Origin of the sequence: Solibacillus sp. FSL W7-1472, from assembly GCF_037969775.1 — a bacterium.
GTDB lineage: Bacteria > Bacillota > Bacilli > Bacillales_A > Planococcaceae > Solibacillus > Solibacillus silvestris.
The window spans coordinates 455,346-474,557 of the sequence record NZ_CP150208.1 but is presented as its reverse complement, the minus strand read 5'-3'; the positions used below and the strand labels follow the sequence as shown (position 1 = coordinate 474,557).

The 19,212-nt window shown below is 38.8% G+C and carries 19 protein-coding genes; 7 read left to right on the top strand and 12 right to left on the bottom strand.

Going from position 1 to position 19,212, the window contains the following annotated elements; all coding sequences use genetic code 11:
* Nucleotides 1–236: 236 nt before the first annotated feature.
* From MKY07_RS02365 to MKY07_RS02350, 4 genes are all read right to left on the bottom strand, one after another.
* A complete protein-coding gene (locus MKY07_RS02365) occupies nt 237–1,052 on the bottom strand; it encodes an undecaprenyl-diphosphate phosphatase (protein WP_008404662.1) in 816 nt (271 codons plus the stop codon).
* A 48-nt stretch (nt 1,053–1,100) separates the two neighbouring features.
* Entirely contained in the window at nt 1,101–3,293 is a 2,193-nt protein-coding gene (helD, locus tag MKY07_RS02360) for an RNA polymerase recycling motor HelD (RefSeq protein ID WP_008404664.1), read from the bottom strand.
* 280 nt (nt 3,294–3,573) lie between these two features.
* The gene (locus tag MKY07_RS02355; protein WP_008404666.1) at nt 3,574–4,128 is read right to left on the bottom strand and encodes an NADPH-dependent FMN reductase; all 555 of its coding nucleotides are present in this window, start codon (nt 4,126–4,128) and stop codon (nt 3,574–3,576) included.
* A gap of 222 nt (nt 4,129–4,350) precedes the next feature.
* Complete coding sequence (locus MKY07_RS02350) at nt 4,351–5,157, bottom strand: NAD(P)H-binding protein (protein WP_014824809.1); 807 nt, start codon at nt 5,155–5,157, stop codon at nt 4,351–4,353.
* 111 nt (nt 5,158–5,268) lie between these two features.
* On the opposite strand from MKY07_RS02350, the gene MKY07_RS02345 reads away from it, so the two are divergent.
* From MKY07_RS02345 to MKY07_RS02325, 5 genes are all read left to right on the top strand, one after another.
* The gene (locus tag MKY07_RS02345) at nt 5,269–6,303 is read left to right on the top strand and encodes a CMP-N-acetylneuraminic acid synthetase (protein ID WP_339263670.1); all 1,035 of its coding nucleotides are present in this window, start codon (nt 5,269–5,271) and stop codon (nt 6,301–6,303) included.
* Between the two features lie 91 nt (nt 6,304–6,394).
* Nucleotides 6,395–6,580, top strand: coding sequence for an SE1832 family protein (locus tag MKY07_RS02340; RefSeq protein WP_173364565.1), 186 nt, complete (start codon nt 6,395–6,397; stop codon nt 6,578–6,580).
* A gap of 133 nt (nt 6,581–6,713) precedes the next feature.
* Nucleotides 6,714–8,294, top strand: coding sequence for an ABC-F family ATP-binding cassette domain-containing protein (locus MKY07_RS02335; protein WP_339263669.1), 1,581 nt, complete (start codon nt 6,714–6,716; stop codon nt 8,292–8,294).
* A gap of 621 nt (nt 8,295–8,915) precedes the next feature.
* Nucleotides 8,916–9,317 carry a transcriptional regulator SpxA gene (gene spxA, locus MKY07_RS02330; RefSeq protein WP_008404676.1) on the top strand — a complete coding sequence of 134 codons (402 nt, stop codon included), beginning with the start codon at nt 8,916–8,918 and terminating at the stop codon, nt 9,315–9,317.
* Between the two features lie 24 nt (nt 9,318–9,341).
* Complete coding sequence (locus MKY07_RS02325) at nt 9,342–9,767, top strand: MarR family transcriptional regulator (RefSeq protein ID WP_008404678.1); 426 nt, start codon at nt 9,342–9,344, stop codon at nt 9,765–9,767.
* A gap of 138 nt (nt 9,768–9,905) precedes the next feature.
* Here the strand turns inward: MKY07_RS02325 and MKY07_RS02320 are convergent, their stop codons facing one another.
* From MKY07_RS02320 to MKY07_RS02295, 6 genes are all read right to left on the bottom strand, one after another.
* On the bottom strand, nt 9,906–10,472 hold the full coding sequence (locus tag MKY07_RS02320; RefSeq protein ID WP_065216674.1) for a TetR family transcriptional regulator: 567 nt from the start codon (nt 10,470–10,472) through the stop codon (nt 9,906–9,908).
* Nucleotides 10,473–10,573: 101 nt separating this feature from the next.
* Nucleotides 10,574–10,888: a multidrug efflux SMR transporter gene (locus tag MKY07_RS02315; RefSeq protein ID WP_008404681.1), complete on the bottom strand. Its 315-nt coding sequence runs from the start codon at nt 10,886–10,888 to the stop codon at nt 10,574–10,576.
* Nucleotides 10,889–11,236 carry an SMR family transporter gene (locus tag MKY07_RS02310; RefSeq protein WP_339263668.1) on the bottom strand — a complete coding sequence of 116 codons (348 nt, stop codon included), beginning with the start codon at nt 11,234–11,236 and terminating at the stop codon, nt 10,889–10,891.
* Between the two features lie 146 nt (nt 11,237–11,382).
* On the bottom strand, nt 11,383–11,928 hold the full coding sequence (locus tag MKY07_RS02305) for an RNA polymerase sigma factor (protein WP_008404685.1): 546 nt from the start codon (nt 11,926–11,928) through the stop codon (nt 11,383–11,385).
* 210 nt (nt 11,929–12,138) lie between these two features.
* On the bottom strand, nt 12,139–13,656 hold the full coding sequence (locus tag MKY07_RS02300) for an aminotransferase class V-fold PLP-dependent enzyme (protein WP_339263667.1): 1,518 nt from the start codon (nt 13,654–13,656) through the stop codon (nt 12,139–12,141).
* A complete protein-coding gene (locus MKY07_RS02295; protein ID WP_065216676.1) occupies nt 13,643–14,197 on the bottom strand; it encodes a glycerol-3-phosphate acyltransferase in 555 nt (184 codons plus the stop codon). Before MKY07_RS02295 ends, MKY07_RS02300 begins: the two co-directional genes overlap by 14 nt.
* A gap of 272 nt (nt 14,198–14,469) precedes the next feature.
* Between MKY07_RS02295 and MKY07_RS02290 the strand changes: the two genes are divergently transcribed.
* Together MKY07_RS02290 and MKY07_RS02285 are read left to right on the top strand one after the other, a co-directional pair.
* Nucleotides 14,470–14,871, top strand: a complete 402-nt coding sequence (locus MKY07_RS02290) for a YrvL family regulatory protein (RefSeq protein WP_008404691.1) — start codon at nt 14,470–14,472, stop codon at nt 14,869–14,871.
* A gap of 62 nt (nt 14,872–14,933) precedes the next feature.
* Nucleotides 14,934–16,316, top strand: a complete 1,383-nt coding sequence (locus tag MKY07_RS02285) for a dipeptidase (RefSeq protein WP_339263666.1) — start codon at nt 14,934–14,936, stop codon at nt 16,314–16,316.
* A gap of 613 nt (nt 16,317–16,929) precedes the next feature.
* On the opposite strand, the gene cyoE is transcribed toward MKY07_RS02285, so the two are convergent.
* The gene (gene cyoE / locus MKY07_RS02280) at nt 16,930–17,826 is read right to left on the bottom strand and encodes a heme o synthase (protein ID WP_008404696.1); all 897 of its coding nucleotides are present in this window, start codon (nt 17,824–17,826) and stop codon (nt 16,930–16,932) included.
* Between the two features lie 171 nt (nt 17,827–17,997).
* Complete coding sequence (locus tag MKY07_RS02275; RefSeq protein WP_339263665.1) at nt 17,998–19,020, bottom strand: AbrB family transcriptional regulator; 1,023 nt, start codon at nt 19,018–19,020, stop codon at nt 17,998–18,000.
* Nucleotides 19,021–19,212: the final 192 nt, after the last annotated feature.

The following is a 19,212-nucleotide window of genomic DNA, read 5'->3' as shown; positions in this document are numbered from 1 at the left end:
TAACTAATTAAATAGAACTCTACTTCATTTGTCAATCTTTTTTTGCTGAACGCTATTGAATTGGCATTGCATGATGCTTTTAAAAAGGATCAATCTAGTTATACACGCTCTAAAAAAATAGAGAACTATATTCGGCCAAATCGAGAAATTGAGAAAAACCTCAATTAGCGTCTCCCTTTCCTTAAACAAATAAACACGCTTCATAGCCTTAAAGACTACGAGCGTGTTCATTCGTTTTAAAAGAATATTAATAATAAAATACCTACTAAAAAGCAGTAATACGTAAAGTAGTGGAGCTTTCCGTTTTTCATAATCCCCATGAACCATCGCATAGCGAAATATGTCATAAACAATGTCGCAAGGAATGTAACTGTATACGGAATGGCTAAATCCATTTTGTTTGGCTCATCGAGGAAGTCCGTAAACCCTAATACGACACCACCTAAACTTACCGGAATATACAGCATGAATGAGAAACGCAGTGCCGTCTCCTGTTTCATTCCAACAGCAATTGCGGAAATAATTGTTGCACCTGACCGGCTAATTCCCGGTGTTAATGCTACAGCTTGCCCAAAACCTACTAATAAGGCATCCTTTGCTGATAAATCCCCATCACGTTTCGTTCCGCGTAAATTTCGAATTAACCATAAGGCAATACCTGTCACAAACAGCATAATCGCAATCGTCGTCATGCTCACACTATCTGCAATAACATCACTCAGCAAAACACCTAAAACACCTGCTGGAATCGAACCGATAATGACATACAGTGCAAAATTAAAGTCTGTACGGTATCGCGCATTTCGTGTTTTAATATACAGTAAAAATCCAGTAATTAATCGAATAATATCTTCACGGTAAATAAACATAATCGCAATCAATGATGCAGTATTCGTTAGAATCGCGAATGTAAAGCCCTGTTCACCCATTCCCAGAAGTTCACTTACAATCATGACATGCCCGCTTGATGACACCGGAATTGGTTCAGTTAAGCCTTGGACAATACCGATAATAAAATGCTTTAACACTAAAATTAAATCAAAATTTTCCATTTGTATCTCCTAAAAAAGTAGTTCTCCTCTGTTAGACGCAAAAGACGCCTAAATGTTCACTTCCTTACGATAATACTGTTCTTTGATGTGTGCAAGCGCTTTTGGCATTGTTCCGTCCGTTACTAAAAATAATTGGCGGGTCGCTCGAGAAGCAATTGTATACAGTAAATACGCATCCATCTCTTCCCGGTATGCATGGGCATTGGCATCTGCTACAAGAACAGTTGTAAATTCAAAGCCTTTCGCCATATAGCCTGGCATGATGAGCAGCCCTTTCATATAAACTTTCTGTTCTTCTGTAACGAGCTGAAGCTGTGGAAGAAGCGGTTTTAATTCATTGTATAATTGTTCGCATGCCAGCTTATTTTTGCATAAGATGACGAAGCTTTCCTCTTCTTTATAATGCGAACCGACAAGACGAGCAATTGTTTCACCCACTGATTTCGTTTCGATCATTTGTGGCTTATCTCCAGATACACCAAGCGACTCGGTTGTCGTGTTGTTTAAAATCGCGCTCATAAAATCGGTAATTTCATTTGTCGAACGATATGATTTATTCAGCTCGACAGCTTTGAAATGCTTGGACAATGGACCTGCCAGCGAATCCTTCATTTGCGGATGCACAACCTGATTTTTATCACCCAGCAACGTGTAATGCGCTTTTGGATGCATTGCTTTAATCGTCAACAATTGCAAATACGAATAGTCTTGGATTTCATCAATGACAATATGTTTAATTGTATTATCCGTATACAAGCCTTTTACAACCGCTTGCATATACATGATTGGGGCCAAATCTTCGTAATATAATATGCGCTGTTTCAGCGTTTCAGTCGTTACAGCCTGAATCATTTGTGTTTTTAAATTATCGTTTTGGAATGTTAACGAATGAAGATACATTTTATTTAAATTCACAAAACCTAGCTGATGAATCGCATTTTCAAGTTTGCCGTACTTTTTTTGCAGCTTTTCATTTGCCTGTTGCTCGATTTCCTTATCTGTGCCGATATACGTATTGACCGCCTTTAATTCCTTCATTAATACTTTGCGGTCTTTCTTTTTTTCCTGCTCTATTTTTTCGAGCAGTACTGTACGAATTTTTTTTAGGCGAAAATCTATATCCAATGTGCCGAACTTGTCATAAAACAGATCGGTCAGTTTTTTAGCGGAAACAAACAGCTTTTCTTCCACCTTCAAATTATAAAATGGCATGCCACTCTTCTTTAGACTTTCAATATATTTCAGCAGCTGCTTTACGTATGCATGCGAGCCTTTGAATGCATAGTGCTCGCGTTCCTCCTTGCTCCCCTTTTGAAGACGTTCAATATTTTCGTAGCTTGTCTCTGCTTTGTAATAAGATAATTTCAAATCGCGCAATAAACGGTAATACGTCGTATGTTGAACATTATCCTCACCGAGCTCTGGCAATACATTAGAAATGTAGTCATTGAACAAATCGGACGGCGAAATAAGCAAAATACTACGTGCATTCATTGTTTGGCGGTATTCATACAGTAGATAAGCAATTCGCTGCATCGCAACAGATGTTTTTCCGCTGCCGGGTGGTCCGAGTACGATTAAATTATCTTTATTTGATGAACGAATGACGATATTCTGGTCACTTTGAATCGTTGCGACAATCGATTTCATCTTTTCTTTTGCCGTATCCGACAGCAGGCTTTGCAGCACTTCATCGCCTACATAAATATCCGCATCCAGTACTTGCAATAGCTCATCGTACTTTACTTTATACTGACGGCGGCCTTGTATTGTAACCGGAATATATTCCCCGTCTGGAATTTGATAGCGCGCCTTTCCGACTTTATTTTCATAAAAAAGGCTGGAGATCGGTGCTCGCCAGTCATAGATCAGCACATCATCCGTTTTAGGTTCGCGGAAAGTCGATAGGCCAATATATAAATGTTCACGTTCGCCTTCTTCATTTTCAATTGAGATACGCCCGAAATACGGACTTTTATATAAAATTTGCATTTTGCTTAATTGTTCGCTTGCATTCAGATACTCTCGTTCACGCAATTGCATCGTTTGCAGCATTTGCGAAAACTGGATGGCACTTTCTCCTGACACATCGTTAAACTCCGAAGATGCTTGTGAGCGTTCCTCAACAATGTCGCCTTTTTGCTTTTTTAAATGATTGGACTGAATCTTTATTTGTTGTTTTAGAAGTGCACTAATTTCCTTTAAATGTGTCTCTTCCTGTTGCCATATCGTTTGTTCCACTATCGGTTCGCCTCCAAATGCTCCGGAAGTAAAATCTTCTCTTTACATAAATATTCATGGTACTTCAAAATGACGTTGGATTCAATTGAAACTATTTACGAATCCTCCTCATTACAAATTTTAACAATCCTATTATAGCATCTTCCTAATCCTAAATTATGTTGAATAAAGAAATATATTATACGCAAGTTTATATACATGAATTTTTGAGGAGTTATGATGCATTTGCTGAAGGTAATAAAAAAGAAGCTTCCGTATTTAAACGGAGGCTTCTTAATGGTTATTGCATATCAACTGCTTGTTTTGATAATGTTTTTGTCATTTCGCAATATTGAACGAATACGCGTGCAAGTTCGCGCAGGCGGTTGTGTACATCTTCATCAATAATTTTATTTTCTTTATCGAAGTGGTCCGCATGTGTGTATACATAGTTTGGTGTAACTAGGCAGCGGAAGTAATCAAGAATCGGACGCAGCTGGTTTTCCAGTACTAAATGATGCTGGTATGTTCCGCCATTGCCGATAATTGCTGCCGGCTTGTAGCGTAACGCTTTTGGTGGAATCATATCAAAGGCATTTTTCAGTACGCCTGGAATTGACGCCTGGAAAATCGGCGACGCGAAAATGTAAGCATCTGCTTCTTCAAATTTTTGAATCATTTTTTTCATATCATCATTTAGCGGACTGCCATCTAAAATTTGATGCTGTAATTTCGAGAAATATAAAATCTCCAATTCTAGCGAAGGGTTGAAAGCTTGAATATATTGTTGAACCTGTTCCAAAAGAACGCCGGTTTTACGACCAAAAATGGTTCCATCGACAAGTAATATTTTCATAAATGTTCCTCCATGTAAATCATTGTACTCATATTGTATCAGAATAACATTGCTTTTTAATAGGTAGTTGCTTAGTTAAGTTCAATTTCAGTCTTTCGTCTTACATTGTTATATCGGGAAAGGGATTAGGATAATTTCCCACTAGCATTGCTAAGTTTAGTTACGGTTTCGTTTCTTGACCGGTTTCAGAAATAGCGGATAAGATTAGCCTTATAACCAGCATTACTCCCTATTATTTGGGTTTTCGTTTTTCCGATTGACCTCTTCGTCCTCAATACCTACTGGCGATAGCACTTCTTCTTTGTATTTATCCCAGTTAAAGCTCACTTCTTCCTCTTCTAAAGCTTCCTTCTCTTCAATAATGGGCATTTGCATTTCCAGCATTTCATCGGATAAGTATATCGCCACTTTTTGCTTTTTCCCGTGTAGTGCAATTACTTTCATTGCCAATGCAATTTGCGTTGCCGGAATGGAATGCATCTTTTTCAATGGTCCGACTAAGATTGGGTTCAGCACCTTTAATACTTTATCGCCTATTGTTTCTCCTAGACGGAATTCTTGGCGATCTCCTGTAATAAGTGATGGACGTACGATGGATAGTCGCGGGAAATCCATTTTAATAAGTTCTGCCTCCAATTTTCCCTTTACCTGACTATAATAAGCAAGTGCCTTCTCATTTGCTCCCATTGCGGAAATAACAATGAAATGACCAACTCCTCGGTTTTTTGCGATGGCTGCAATCGTTAATGGATACTCAAAATCGACCTTTTCAAATTGTTGCTTTGACCCGGCTTTTTTCATCGTCGTTCCTAAACAACAAAATACCTCATGAGCAAATTCAATATCCTTATCTGCAATCTGATCAAATTCACACAGCTTTACAACTAATTTTGGGTGCGTAAAATCAAGCGGTCTTCTCGAAAGGACATTGACAGCTGCATACTCCTCACTCTCGCATAATAACTTCACAAGGGAAGAACCGACCAATCCTGTTGCACCTACGACCAACGCTGAACGCATGGTTTTCATATGTTTCCTCTTTTCTTTATTTTGATGTATGTATATGTAGAAAGCTCTTTCATTCATAATTTCGGCAATCCCACCATATTTTATAGAGATAGTGGAAAGGATGGGATTTACGTGCAAAAAAGAAAAATTATATGGATTATCGAGCATTGTGAGATTAAAGGAACATATCCTTTTGAGCGTGCAGTAACTTTGGCAAATCTGTTGCAGGATGAAGAGGTCATTCTCTTTGTAAAAACTGCAAACGAACAGCTTCTTGATAAATTGGCCCAAACAGGCTTAAATATTGTAAAGTTTGATCGTTTTATCGAACTTAAAAAGAAAATGCGTGAATTGGAGCCTCATTTAATTATCCATGAAGGTAAAGATACCCAAGTTGAACAAATTGAAATGATTAAACCGTTTTGCTCGACAATTGTTCATTTTGACGATTTTGGCATGGGTGCACAGCTTAGCGACTGTCATATCGTTTCGCTGTTTGGGGAATCCCATGAAGAGCCGCATACACATGAACTGGCAGGCAGCTATGCGTTTGCCGTCCCGCCTAATTTAGAAAAGGTCGCACACCAAATCCTTGAAAAACCTGACAGCTCGATTAAAGACTCGCTACCCCATATTGTGGTCGCATTTGAAGATGGGGATAGCAACAACCTGACTTACCGGACTTTACGCCACTTAACACAATTGCAAATTCCATTAAAAATTTCAGTCGCGATTGACGATGAATACCATCATGACATTGATAGTCTAAAAATGATGGCACTAAGCCGGAAGAATACTGTCATCGTTCAAAAAGCTGATGCCCTGCTCGAGTTGATGCCGCAAGCAGACTTGATTATTTGCAATGCCAACTATACACCATACAAAGTGGCAGCAGCCGGGATTCCTTGTATTACAACGGCCCAGCAGGATAATGAGCTGAACTATGCATTCACACGCGAAATGAACGGCTTTATCCATATTGGCCTAGGTCGGAAAATGAAGCAATCCATTATTCAAAATGCCGTGATGGAGCTTTTACTTCATGAGCAGCGCCGTGAACGAGCTGTACGCAAGCAGCGCAGTCTTGAAATTTTAACAAATAATGAAATCCTTAAAAACCTGCTGCTCGATTTAGCTTATGCCCGTCATAATATGGCCCATATTTAACTAAAAAATTAGGCTTTCCCCATCACATAAATGTATGCATTATGTTACAATATGAAAAGATTAATTTCCGAAAATAAAGGAGTAATTAATGATGCTAACAAAAGACCAGCTTCAGCAGCAAATCGCCGAATTAAAGAATGATTACATCAATCTTCAAGGCGACATGGAAAAGCTAGAATCACTTGGCCATGCAGACTCAGTAAAACAAGCGCTCGCACGCCTTGAAAATATGGAAGCACGGCTAGCAGAACTAAACAAACAGCTCGCAGCACTTTAATGTTGCGGGTTTTTTAATGGATAAATTTTTTAGAAGAATCTAGTTGATTGGAATGCAGGCGGTGAGTAAAGCTTCCGCCAAACAAAAATCAACGTTATTAGTAGCAAACACTTAAACACTCGGAGGATTATATATGGCAATATTAACTGTTGAAAATTTAGGTCATTCATTTGGTGACCGTACGTTATTTAAAGATGTTTCGTTCCGTCTTGTTGAAGGCGATCATATCGGACTTGTTGGTGCAAACGGTGTTGGGAAATCAACATTGATGAGCATCATTACAGGGCAAGCAATTCATGATGAAGGAAAAGTGGAATGGCTGCCTGGCACACATTACGGTTATTTGGATCAGCATACGGTTTTAACTGCCGGCCGTTCAATGCGTGATGCATTACGTGACGCGTTTGCACCTTTATATAAGAAGGAAGAGCGTTTAAATGAAATTTCTATGGAATTAGGCGAGCCTGATGCAGATTACGACAGCCTATTGGAAGAAATGTCTGAAATCCAGGATGCATTGGATGCCGGTGACTTCTATAGCCTCGATATGAAAATTGATGAGATTGCTCGTGGTTTAGGGTTGGATGCAATCGGCCTGGAGCGTGATGTTGCCGCATTATCTGGTGGACAGCGTACAAAAGTTTTACTTGCTAAGCTTTTACTTGAAAAGCCAAAAGTATTATTACTGGACGAGCCGACGAACTATCTTGATGAAGAGCATGTTACTTGGCTGAAAAACTACTTGAAAAACTATCCGTATGCATTCCTGTTAATCTCGCATGATACGGAATTCATGAACAATGTTGTCGATGTGATTTTACATTTAGAATTTGCTAAAATGACGCGTTACACTGCCACATATGAGAAATTTATCGAGCTTGCTGAAATTAACAAGCGCCAGCATATCGATGCATATGAAAAACAGCAGGAATTTATTAAGCAGCAGGAAGATTTCATTGCACGCAACAAAGCACGTTACTCAACAAGTGGTCGTGCAAAATCACGTGCGAAGCAGTTGGATCGTATGGAGCGCATTGATCGCCCGGAAACTGCCGTAAAACCGGAGTTCAGCTTTAAAGAAGCGCGTACACCTGGCCGTTACGTAGTGGAAGCGGAAGGTTTGGTAATTGGTTATGATAAAGAAAAACCATTATTGCCGCCACTTACATTCCAAATCGAGCGCGGTGAAAAAATTGCGTTAGTCGGCATGAATGGTGTCGGGAAATCGACATTACTGAAAACAATGTTAGGCAAAGTTCAACCATTGGACGGTAAAGTGATTTTAGGTGACTATTTGGAGCCATCATACTTCGAACAGGAAGTAAAAGCAGATAAAATCACACCGATCGATGATGTATGGAATGCGTTCCCTTCTATGGAACAAGCACAAGTTCGTGCTGCATTGGCACGTGCCGGTCTAAAAACGGACCATATTACTCGCCCACTGAATTCTCTTTCTGGTGGTGAGCAGGCAAAAGTACGTCTATGCAAGCTGATGATGGATCAAACAAACTGGCTGATCTTTGACGAACCAACAAACCACTTGGACGTTGATGCGAAAGAAGAGCTTAAACGCGCCATGAAAGAATTCAAAGGTACAATCGTTCTTGTATCGCATGAACCGGAATTCTATGAGGGCTTGGCTACGAAAGTGTGGAACGTGCAAGATTGGTTCACGACGCGTGAAACAAAGGAATTAAACGAATTTAAATAGTTTTTTAATGAAGCAGCGCACTCTTTTACAGAGTGCGCTGTTTTGAGTTTCGGTTTGTTTTACTCAGAATAAATGTGGCAAATATTTGAAAATCACCTTTAGTTTTCGGAATTTTCCGCCAATATAATAGCGCTTGGCAAGGACTTTTTATTATAACTAACGAATATATTAAATGTTCGAGCATTTATTAGAAACACTGCCAATTTTGTTGAAACAAATGCTGTTTTATTGGTATTCTCAGTTCAATATCCTCTGAATTCCAGAAAAAATTTTTTTACAGAAAGTTCTATCTTGCATAATTCAGGAATATATTAAAAAGTCGCGGTATTTTAGAGCACTCTCCAACTACATATTAGAATAATTTCCTATTTAAAACTCACCGCGCCCAGTAATCCCCTCCCTCTTCTAATTTCTACTTTACAAAACTGTAATATTAAATTAGAAACTTTTTATAGTTTTATACGTATAATTTATTAGAAGAATGGGTAAACAGATATAGGGAAACATATAATAAACTTGTTGCATTACTAATAGCTTACTGGTAAGATATTATTATAAGTAAATGTCTTACAACTAAGCTATCACCAAATTATTGATTATGGGAAAGCGAGGAAATTAATTATGACAGTAACAATCTATACACAATCGAGCTGTTCCTCATCACGAAAAGCATTGAAATGGCTAAACGAAAATAATATTACTTATACTGAAAAAAGAACAACTTCTCAATCTTTGACTTTAGCAGAGTTTAAACATATTTTAAGTATGACTGAAGATGGTACGGATGAAATTATTGCGACAAACTCGAATGATTTCAAAAATCTGGACATTGATATTGATCAGTTATCCATTCAAGAGTTGTACAACTTAATTCAGCAGCATCCTCGTATGTTGCGCAGCCCTATTTTACTTGATGAAAAACGCATTCAGATCGGCTATAACGAAATGGACATTCGTCGTTTCATCCCTCGTAAAGTACGTGCATTTGAATTAAATGCCCTTCAAAAATTAGCCGTAGAATAGTGATAATATTTGGAGTTGACACTGATGAATGAGCATAAACGCGAGCAGTTAACCGAACTTTTTGAACAGATGACATCGTTGGAACGCAAAATTGCTAATCAATGGAACAGTCAAAATCAGTTAGGCTTCTCAAAATCACATATTTTAATTTTGGCTTATCTGCATACAGACGGACCAAAGCGCCCTTCTGCCATTGCAGAAAAGCTGAAAGTGACAACAGGTGGCGTGACTGTTTTGACGACGAAGCTCATTAAGGCGGGGCTCATTGAAAAAACACAAAATGAAACGGATCGCCGCGCTTCGCAAATTCATATTACCGAAGCAGGAATCGAAGTACTCGAACGCTCTCAACAGCAAGTAGACAATCTTTTCGAAAATCTGTTCGGCATGTTAACAGAAGATGAAATTAAAACTTTAACGGCAATCTTTGAAAAATGTACGAAGTTTTAAAAAAGCGAGCAGCTCTTTGCTCGCTTTTTTCTGTTGAAACAAAATGTTTGTTGCTCTGACTACAGTTTAATTTCTGCTTTATCAACTTATTTACCAGAAAAATCCATTAGTCTTATAGATATAAAATAAAAAACGCATCTATTTCAATGCGCTTTTCGTAAATTTAACAAGTTCCTCATATTGGGCCTGAATTTCTTCAGTTGTCGTAGAATCATATAGATATAATTGCTCCGCTGTCGACTCGAATAAACCGATTAAAATTCGCGATGTACGTGAAGCATCAATAGTCGAACGAATTTCGCCTTTTTGTAATGCTTCATTCAATAAATTATACACCCACTCATAAAACGGCGCATATATTGATTCCCATTGTTTTAAATGTTCACTTTGTGCAAGACCTGCATATAAAATCGCAAACAGCTCTTTTTTCTGCTCATTAATTTGGAATACTGCTTTAATAAGTTGCTCAATTTTTTGGTCAAAAGACTCATCTAAATTAACATTTTCTTCGATACTTTTCATAATTTCATCTACAGCATATTTAGCAATTTCAGGCATGACTGAAAATTTTGAAGGGAAGTACAAATAAAATGTGCCTTGAGCAATTCCAGCGGCCTTAACTATATCTGAAATTTTTGTGCCTTCTACACCTTTATTTATAAATTGCTCAATTGTTGCTTCAATAATTTTTTGTTTTTTATTCAATACGCCATCCCCTATCTTGTTGAATGAAGTTCATTCAAAAACTACTTTCATGATAACGAAAGTTCAAAGAAGAAACAATGTACCAAAACAATAATATTATGCTATGAAACATATTTTAATCCGGAAACTCCAATAACAATCACAAACACAGCCACCATTCTTCCTATGCTCCTTGACTCGCCGAAAAAAAGCATATTAATAATGACTGCTGCTGTTGTTCCAAGACCAATCCAAACAGCATAAGCAATACTTACCTGTAAATATTCAAAAGATGCATATAAAAAGTAAAAAGCACTACCGAAACCCGCAACAAGTGTTACTAAATCTTTCGGCTTCTTCGAGGTACTAAATTTCTTAAGTCCAATAACTCCAATTGTTTCTAATATTGCAGCTAAAATTACAAAAATCCATCCCAATTATAGCGCCCCCTTTTCTACCTTCCGTTCAGACAATGTATCCGCTATATTTAACATTATCACACCTATTACAATGATACTTATGAATACAATTTTCAATGTTGTAAAGGATTCACCAAATAAATAAACATCCATCAATGCCGTACCAATTGTCCCAATGGCAGCAAAAATTGCATAAACTGTTCCTGTCGGTAGTCCTTCACACGCTTTCGCTAAAAAATAAAAATCAACAGTGATAAGTGGGATAATAATTGCCCAATGCCATGACGCACTTGCTACATTGAAGCCATAAATCCATAATAATTCGCACAAACTTGTTAACCCTACATAAATCCATGACTTTTTCATCTCTTACCTCCTACAATTAATGACCGACGTTCATTCATAATTTATCATATTATATTATTGAAAGCAAATCACGTATTAATTTTGATCTCCAGGCAATTAAAAAAAGCTACGGCAACTTTCTGCCATAGCTTTCGTCCTATCTTTTACTAAGCCAATACTGCTTCTGCAACACCATTATCGGATAGTAAAATTTCTTTTAAGCGTGCTTTTGCGCGGAATAGACGAGATTTCACCGTACCGATTGACACTTTCATCAATTCGGAAATTTCGGCTAATGAGAATTGGTCCACATAGAAATACCATAATGTTTTTTGGTAAATGCTATCAAGCTGTGCCATTTTCTCCTGCACGATTTTTGTGATTTCTGTTTTTTCCACAAGTTCTTCTGTCGTAAAATCATTGTTGGGAACCAAATCTAAAATCGGTACGTCTAATTGTTCAGGTTGATTCATCATGTATTTACTGCGACGTACATTTTTGCGATAGCGGTCGCGGAATGTATTCATCGTAATTGTTGTAAGCCATGCTTTTACATGGTCTACTTTTGATACTGATTCTTCATAGCGTACAACTTTTACCCAAACTTCCTGCATTAAATCTTCTGCTTCGTTTTGATTGCGTGTAAGCTTTAAGCAAAGATGGTAAATGTAGCGGTTGTATTCATCATAAATAGTCGTTAATAATTCATTCATTTGAAAGTCCTCCGATAGATTTTATATGAAGTGCGCCCTTGGCATAATTACATCGTATGTGTATGTTAAATTTCCTTATGACCTTATTGTGCCAAATTAAACAATTACACTCTATCGGATTGGCTTTCAATTACCTTACAATGCTGTAAGATTGGTTGTAATCATTTGAACGAAATAAATGTTTCTGCATCCCCCGCATAGTCCTCCCCCCTACAAAGTTTCCATTACATAAGTAAGCAATTCATTTAACTTTTTAAAATCTTTTTCAAAATTCGGTTGGATTGTGCTTATTTGAGCGATATTGCGTTCTCTTAAATATGCGCTGTCGCCATGCAGATAAAAATCATTTAATTCGCATGCAGTAAGGATTTTAGCCATTTTTGGGTGCTCCCATGTAGCGATCATCGGATAAGTTGCTGTTACATCAAGCGTTGAATTCTTAATTGCCTCCATCCGCTTTTCCAATACTTCAAAGCGCTCCGGATACAACTTTAGTACATCGCTTACTGCCTCTACAAAACTATGCGGCAATGTGAACGGAATTTGCTTTTCAATATAATAAGGCAAATTCAAATACAGTGGTGCATCACTAGAAATCGGTTGTACCTTACAGAAGATGAAAGCAAGTCCCGCCACCGTGCCAAGCGCCTTCCCGCTGACTGCTGTTGCATAGTGAAGCCCCTGCATCGAAAATGGTATGGAACCAAACGAACTAATACAGTCCGCACATAGCTTTATCTCATATTTTTCCGCCAACTTACCTAACGAAGCAAGCGGATTTAATGTACTGTTTGATGTTTCGCCATGCACAAATAAAATGTATCGATACCCCGCCTTTTGTAAATACGCTTCAATTTCTGCAATATCGAATGGATTTCCCCATCCAACATCAATCTTTTCAATATGTAGTCCCCACTGTTTCGCCTGGTTATGAAGACGTTGACCGAATTCCCCATTTACCAATACTAGTCCGCCTTCAAGAGGAAATTCACTTTTCAGCTGGCCGAGCATCGCATCATTGGCAAGTGTCCCTGTACCGACAAGTGGTATAACGTAATTTGCCTTTGCAAGTTTACATAACCCGCTTTTCATATCATCAAGCTCCTGCTGGAATTTTACGGAGCGATGGGAAATGGTGGACGGAATCAGCGGATTTTCCAATGCAACTGGTCCCGGAAAAAACACTCTATTCTGTTCACGCAGACGCTCACGGAAAACCGCGCTGTCCTGCCGTGTTAAAACCATCGGCAAATACCGTGCTTCCTCTGTTCCAACAGCTGACGCAAATTGCCTGAACCCTATTTGCGTATACATTTTCTCTTCTCGGACCGTACCGGAAATGACGCATGCTGTATATCCTACATCATAAAAATAGCGATAGATCGCTGTTGCAAGCTTCGTAAAAACACGCCCGTTCCGGTGATTCTTTTTCACCGCGAGCAACCGGATTTCACATAAATGTTCGCAAACTTCTGCATCCAAGTATTTTTCTACATTACCGATTTTTCGATCGATTGAAAATGGTCGTGTGTCGCGGAATGCAACCATACCGACCATTTCCGTATTTTTATAGACGATTACATACACATTTTCATCATGAAATTTATCGATAAGCCGACGCAGCGGATTGTGCTCATGCTGAGGAATTTCCTCTACAAAAGTTTCATAGTTTAATGCTGCGATTGCATCAAATTCTTCATCTGTTGCTGCAATTTTACTCCAGTACATTTGGTTTCACCCTTTCTACAATACTATGACGCTGTTTCCAAATAACGAGAACAAGTGCGATTGTTACGATGAATCCTGCTTCTATATATACACTCATAATTATTCCATACAAGATAAACCCGCCTGTCATACTAAGTGTTGCACTTTTTGTTACGAGCAGGCTCAATAAAAAGCCAGCTAAAAATACGAAAATCAATAACGGTGAAAAAGCGACCATTGCTCCAATTACCGTTGCAACTCCTTTTCCACCTTTTCCGCGATTCCAAAACGGGTACAAATGGCCAAGCACTACAGCAATAACAGCAAGTGCAATCGTCAGTTCAGGAAGCTCAAGCATTCGTCCTACAACTACTACGAGAAGTCCTTTTAATCCATCCCCTACTGCCACAAAGATAAAAGCCCACTTCCCTAATGTACGCCCGGCATTTCGTGCCCCAAGATTACCGCTATTCGCATGCTGAAGATCAATTCCTTTTACTTTCCCTAGAACGACCGCAAAAAGGATTGTACCGAGTAAATAACTTAGCAGTATATAGAACATTTTAATCACCCTTTTTGGAATTATTATTTTTATCGTAGCGTATTTGAGCAGAAGTTGCACCGATTGCTTTCCATATTTATCAAAAACACAATACAGTATTTCTTAACTTTAAATGGGTTTATAAAATGATTATTCGCGGGTACTCCATATAATCGTTTAGAGAACAATTGAAAAAAGTGTACTTTTATATTTCCTGACGGAGCGTGCTTCCCTCTTTTTTCTAAAAATCATTTATACTAACTATTATCTATTCAAATTTGTTAGGAGTTTATATGAAGAATTTCGGAGGATTTATAGGCTTTATTTTTATCGGATTACTATTTATAGCGATCATCGGAATCGCAATTTCTGTGGAAGTAGGCATTTTACTGCTTGTCGGAATTGAATTTGAAGGTTGGGGAAACTTAATTTGGTTCATTCTAATTTATGGAGTCATTGAATTTGCGTTTGTTATGTTTTCTGATGTCCTGATTGAATTAAAAACAACGCAAAATCACCGGTTCCACAAATACTTTGCGCACTTACTTATCTCCTTTACGCTTTTAATGACAATTTCACTCATAATGGAATCCATTTACTTGCCTTTATATGGCGGAATTGTCTTTGCCATCGCGACAGCGACAATGTATTGGGTGTTTGATGCAGGCTCAAAAAAAGGAAAGATGAGAAGCTGATTTCCAGATGTTCTATGCTATAATTATTTCTACAACCGAAATAAAGGGAGGCACTCAACCATATGAGTCATTTAGAAAAGTTAGACGGTTACTTTACGGAAAACCGTGAACGTCATTTAGCGGAGTTAAACGAATTTTTACGTATTCCTAGTATTTCTGCTTTATCTGAGCACAAGGCAGATATGTTGTCAGCGGCAAACTGGCTGGCGGACCACTTAAAATCATTAAACATCGAAAACGTATCAGTAGATGAAACAGCGGGTCATCCGGTCGTTTATGGGGAATGGCTTCATGCTGAAGGCAAACCGACAATTCTGTTCTACGGTCATTATGATGTACAACCAGTTGATCCATTAAACTTATGGGAAACACCTCCTTTTGAACCGGCCATCCGCGACAATAAACTGTTTGCACGTGGTTCTTCGGATGATAAAGGACAAGTGTTCATGCATTTAAAAATGATCGAAGCGTTATTTGCGACAGAAGGTACATTACCGGTAAACGTGAAATTCATTTACGAAGGTGAAGAGGAAATCGGCAGTCCGTCTCTTCCGAAGTATACAGAAGACAATAAAGAAAAATTAGCAGCTGACTTAATCGTCATTTCCGATACAGGTCTATACGCAAAAGGAAAACCCGCAGTATGCTATGGCTTACGCGGACTAACAGGTGTGCAGATTGATGTGCGCGGTGCAAAAGGTGACCTGCACTCTGGCCTTTATGGCGGTGGTGTTCAAAACGCGATCCATGCACTTGCAGAAATTTTAGCTTCTTTCCGTAATGAGCACGGGACAATTCAAGTGGAAGGCTTCTATGATTCAGTTCGTCCCCTATCGGAAGAAGAGCGCCAAGCTTACCGTGATTTGAACTTTGATGAAGAAGCATTAAAAGAAGAAGTCGGTGTGAAAGAATTATTCGGTGAAGCTGGCTATTCTTACTTGGAACAAACATGGGCACGTCCAACATTGGAAGTAAACGGTGTTTTCGGCGGCTTCTCTGGTGAAGGCATTAAAACAGTTTTACCTGCTGAAGCGGGTGCAAAAATTACATGCCGCTTAGTACCGGATCAAGACCCTGAGGAAATCGTTTCTTTACTGAAAGCGCATATTGAAAAGCATAAACCAACTGGTGTCGAAGTGACGATTTCTGAATTTGATAAAGGAAAACCTTACTTAACACCATTCGATCACCCGGCAATTCAGGCGGCAGGTCGTTCATATGAAAAAGTATATGAAGTACCTACAGCTTATACGCGCGGTGGCGGATCAATCCCGATCGTTGCAGCATTCGATGAAATTTTAGGTTTGCCTGTAGTCTTAATGGGCTTCGGTCTTTCAAGCGAAAACTTCCATGCACCAAACGAACACTTCCATCTTGAAAACTTCGACCAAGGCTTGCGAGTACTTGGCGATTACATGCATGAAGTAGCAACAATTAAATTTTAAAAACAAGGTGTGCTAAAGCGCCAGTCCAACTCCTAGTGGGCAAAACGCCACGTCCCTGTGGCATGCCCCCCAATGACTCACACCGTGAGAGCCTCTTTTGGAGGGACCGAAATGTCTGAGGAGTTGGCGCTTTAGCCTAGCCTGGACGATAAACAAAAAAGACGCCAATGCTCACTACAGCATTGGCGTCTTTTGGAATCCGTACGGGACCATATAAAAATAGGGGGGTTATATGTTGTCGAAGTCATGTACGAGATTTATGAGTAACATAGCATATCAATGAGTGAGCAAGTTTGCCTTCCATGCACACCGCTCTACTTGATAAACCAATGATAGCATGTCTCCTTCAAGCAAAAAATACGTGGGCTATCATTGTCATATTATGCTCACATTTTCTGTTCACAATTTCTCAACAAGCGGATAGAAAATAATAATATTTTGATGTTTCTTAATTGATTTTTGACGAAATCCTATAATATATAAGAAAAGTCTATTCCATATAAGTATTTATTACTAAATAAAAAAGAAGATTATACATGTGCTTAACCTATATAACAAAAAAACTCATTCATTTTCTCTATAGGAAAATGAATGAGTTTTTGATTCTACAACTTTAAAGCGCATTTAAAATCATGCCAACTGTTGCATAAATAAAGACTGTCCCAAATACAGCCATCATATGAAAGAGCGAATAGCCGAACATAATATTCGCCCACTTCTTCTCACCTTGTTTTTTTGACGCAGCAATACTCATGCATAGCCAAATGACACCAAGGACAAGTGAAACGATTGTTAAACCTAAGCTAAGCGGTAAAAACAAAAAGCTCGATAAAATTAGCAGCACGAGATAAATATTCGACTGAATATATGTGCGCTTTTCCCCTTTTGCTACAGGTAGCATTGGGATATTCGCCGCGGCGTAATCCTCTTTTTTACGAATGGCAATGGCATAAAAATGAGGCATTTGCCAAATGACCATAATTAGAAACAGCGCCCATGCAGCCGGATGCCACAGATCCGGAGCGACGGCTGCCCATCCAATGAGTGGGGGCATAGCGCCTGAAATACTACCAACTTCTGTATTCCAGATTGTACGACGTTTTGTCCACATTGTATAAGGGACAACATAGAAAAATACACCTAAAAACCCTAACAAAGCAGCTAACGGTGATGCTAAATAAAGCGCCGTACATCCTAGTATTAATAAAATCGTCGCAACGATTAGCACTAACTTCGCAGAAAGTTCTCCAGTAACGGTTGGACGAGTTTTTGTACGGGGCATAATTTGATCAATATCCCGGTCATAGACGTTATTATATGCACCTGCTGCAGCTATAACTGCTGCCGAACCAATAATTGCATAAATAATAGCGGGAATATGATCAATAAAATTTAATTCATACGTATACAGGGCGAGCATTAATGCCGCGATCATCGGAATTAAGTTAGATTTTATAATGCCGGTCTTCACTGCTTGCGCCCACAACTGTCGATTCGATTGCGTTTGCATGTTCTTAATCCTACTTCCTAATTAATCACTTTCTCTAGTATAACCTAATCGGGACATAAAGGGTTAGCATCCAGGCTTTTTTTCTCATTTTTCCATTTAAAATGTCGTGATAATCCTGTCACAATTAATGATTGGATTGCTGGACAGACAATTAATGAAACGGCTTATCATTCATTGTTGTAGAGACTCTTCCCGCTCTCGGTAAACCCACTTAATAATAGGTAGTACACATAAGAATATAAACAGCAAACGAAACAGCTGGAAAACGGTTACAACGGAAATATCTGCCTTTACCGCAGCCGCTAAAAGCCCCATTTGATCGAGTCCACCAGGTGCCGTGCTTAAAAAGCTTGTCGCAAAGCTCAAATCTAAATACCGGGCAATGAGTAAGCTTGTGCCGTATGTGAGAATAATCATCGCAACCGTACTGGCCATCCCACCGATCAAAACATTCAATGGAAGACGCAATGTTTCCGGCTTTAATAACAGTCCAATATAGGCACCGATTAAAATTTGCGCAATATGAAGAACATCACTCGGCATTGTCGGTGCTTCAATTCCAAAAAATTTTAATCCGATGACAACGATGATCGGTGTTAAAAAGTGCGCGACAGGAAGCTTTAATTTTCTGCCAAGCGGGACGGCAACAGCAGCGAGCAAAATGACCAGACCCACTTGCCATACATCCCATGTCAATGGAATACTTGCTCCCCCAACAACATGACCTGACACTAAAAACGGGATGAGCAGCACGACCCCCAATACACGGACAATATGAAAATACGTGACCGCTGTTAAATGGACATCCCCTTCCTCTTCCGCAAACAATACAAGCTGGGATAACCCACCCGGAACATTGGCAGCGACGGCCGTTTTAAATGTAAGACCCGTTGATCGAGCAATCACCCATGCAATCCCTAAACAAAATGCAAACAATAGAACATTGACGATGACCATAAAAAACAGCAAGGATTTGAAATCGGAAAATAGCGAGAAATCAAATTGCTGACCAATTGCGACACCGACGATTACAAGTCCTGTATTTCGCAAAACTGCCGGCCATCGCAGCCTATCTTTAATGAAAAACTGTGCAACCAGCACCGAAAAAATAGGACCGATCAGCCATGGAATCGGAAATGAAAGCGTGGAGAATAGAAGTGCCCCAATAAGTGCAATGACGAATACAAGAAGCATAATTTCTCCCCTTTCCTTTTAATGAATACGTTCATTTTAACTTAAATTATTTCGTAATGCGAACAACTTATTAAACTGGTAATACAATAGAATGTGTACAATTCCAACTTTATAAAACCACTAATTAAATAGAAAATATAACATACAATAAAAAATATTTATAAATATTTATGAATTTTTATACACATAGTT

What these genes read in the sequence shown, in the direction of transcription:
- cyoE (WP_008404696.1), bottom strand. Translation starts at nt 17,826, where the DNA reads ATGCAAACGCAATCGAATCGACAGTTGTGGGCGCAAGCAGTGAAGACC.
- MKY07_RS02350 (WP_014824809.1), bottom strand. Translation starts at nt 5,157, where the DNA reads ATGAAAACCATGCGTTCAGCGTTGGTCGTAGGTGCAACAGGATTGGTC.
- MKY07_RS02300 (WP_339263667.1), bottom strand. Translation starts at nt 13,656, where the DNA reads ATGTACTGGAGTAAAATTGCAGCAACAGATGAAGAATTTGATGCAATC.
- MKY07_RS02285 (WP_339263666.1), top strand. Translation starts at nt 14,934, where the DNA reads ATGAGTCATTTAGAAAAGTTAGACGGTTACTTTACGGAAAACCGTGAA.
- MKY07_RS02325 (WP_008404678.1), top strand. Translation starts at nt 9,342, where the DNA reads ATGAATGAGCATAAACGCGAGCAGTTAACCGAACTTTTTGAACAGATG.
- MKY07_RS02335 (WP_339263669.1), top strand. Translation starts at nt 6,714, where the DNA reads ATGGCAATATTAACTGTTGAAAATTTAGGTCATTCATTTGGTGACCGT.
- MKY07_RS02290 (WP_008404691.1), top strand. Translation starts at nt 14,470, where the DNA reads ATGAAGAATTTCGGAGGATTTATAGGCTTTATTTTTATCGGATTACTA.
- MKY07_RS02310 (WP_339263668.1), bottom strand. Translation starts at nt 11,236, where the DNA reads ATGAAAAAGTCATGGATTTATGTAGGGTTAACAAGTTTGTGCGAATTA.
- MKY07_RS02355 (WP_008404666.1), bottom strand. Translation starts at nt 4,128, where the DNA reads ATGAAAATATTACTTGTCGATGGAACCATTTTTGGTCGTAAAACCGGC.
- MKY07_RS02305 (WP_008404685.1), bottom strand. Translation starts at nt 11,928, where the DNA reads ATGAATGAATTATTAACGACTATTTATGATGAATACAACCGCTACATT.
- MKY07_RS02295 (WP_065216676.1), bottom strand. Translation starts at nt 14,197, where the DNA reads ATGTTCTATATACTGCTAAGTTATTTACTCGGTACAATCCTTTTTGCG.
- MKY07_RS02365 (WP_008404662.1), bottom strand. Translation starts at nt 1,052, where the DNA reads ATGGAAAATTTTGATTTAATTTTAGTGTTAAAGCATTTTATTATCGGT.
- MKY07_RS02275 (WP_339263665.1), bottom strand. Translation starts at nt 19,020, where the DNA reads ATGCTTCTTGTATTCGTCATTGCACTTATTGGGGCACTTCTATTCTCC.
- spxA (WP_008404676.1), top strand. Translation starts at nt 8,916, where the DNA reads ATGACAGTAACAATCTATACACAATCGAGCTGTTCCTCATCACGAAAA.
- MKY07_RS02340 (WP_173364565.1), top strand. Translation starts at nt 6,395, where the DNA reads ATGCTAACAAAAGACCAGCTTCAGCAGCAAATCGCCGAATTAAAGAAT.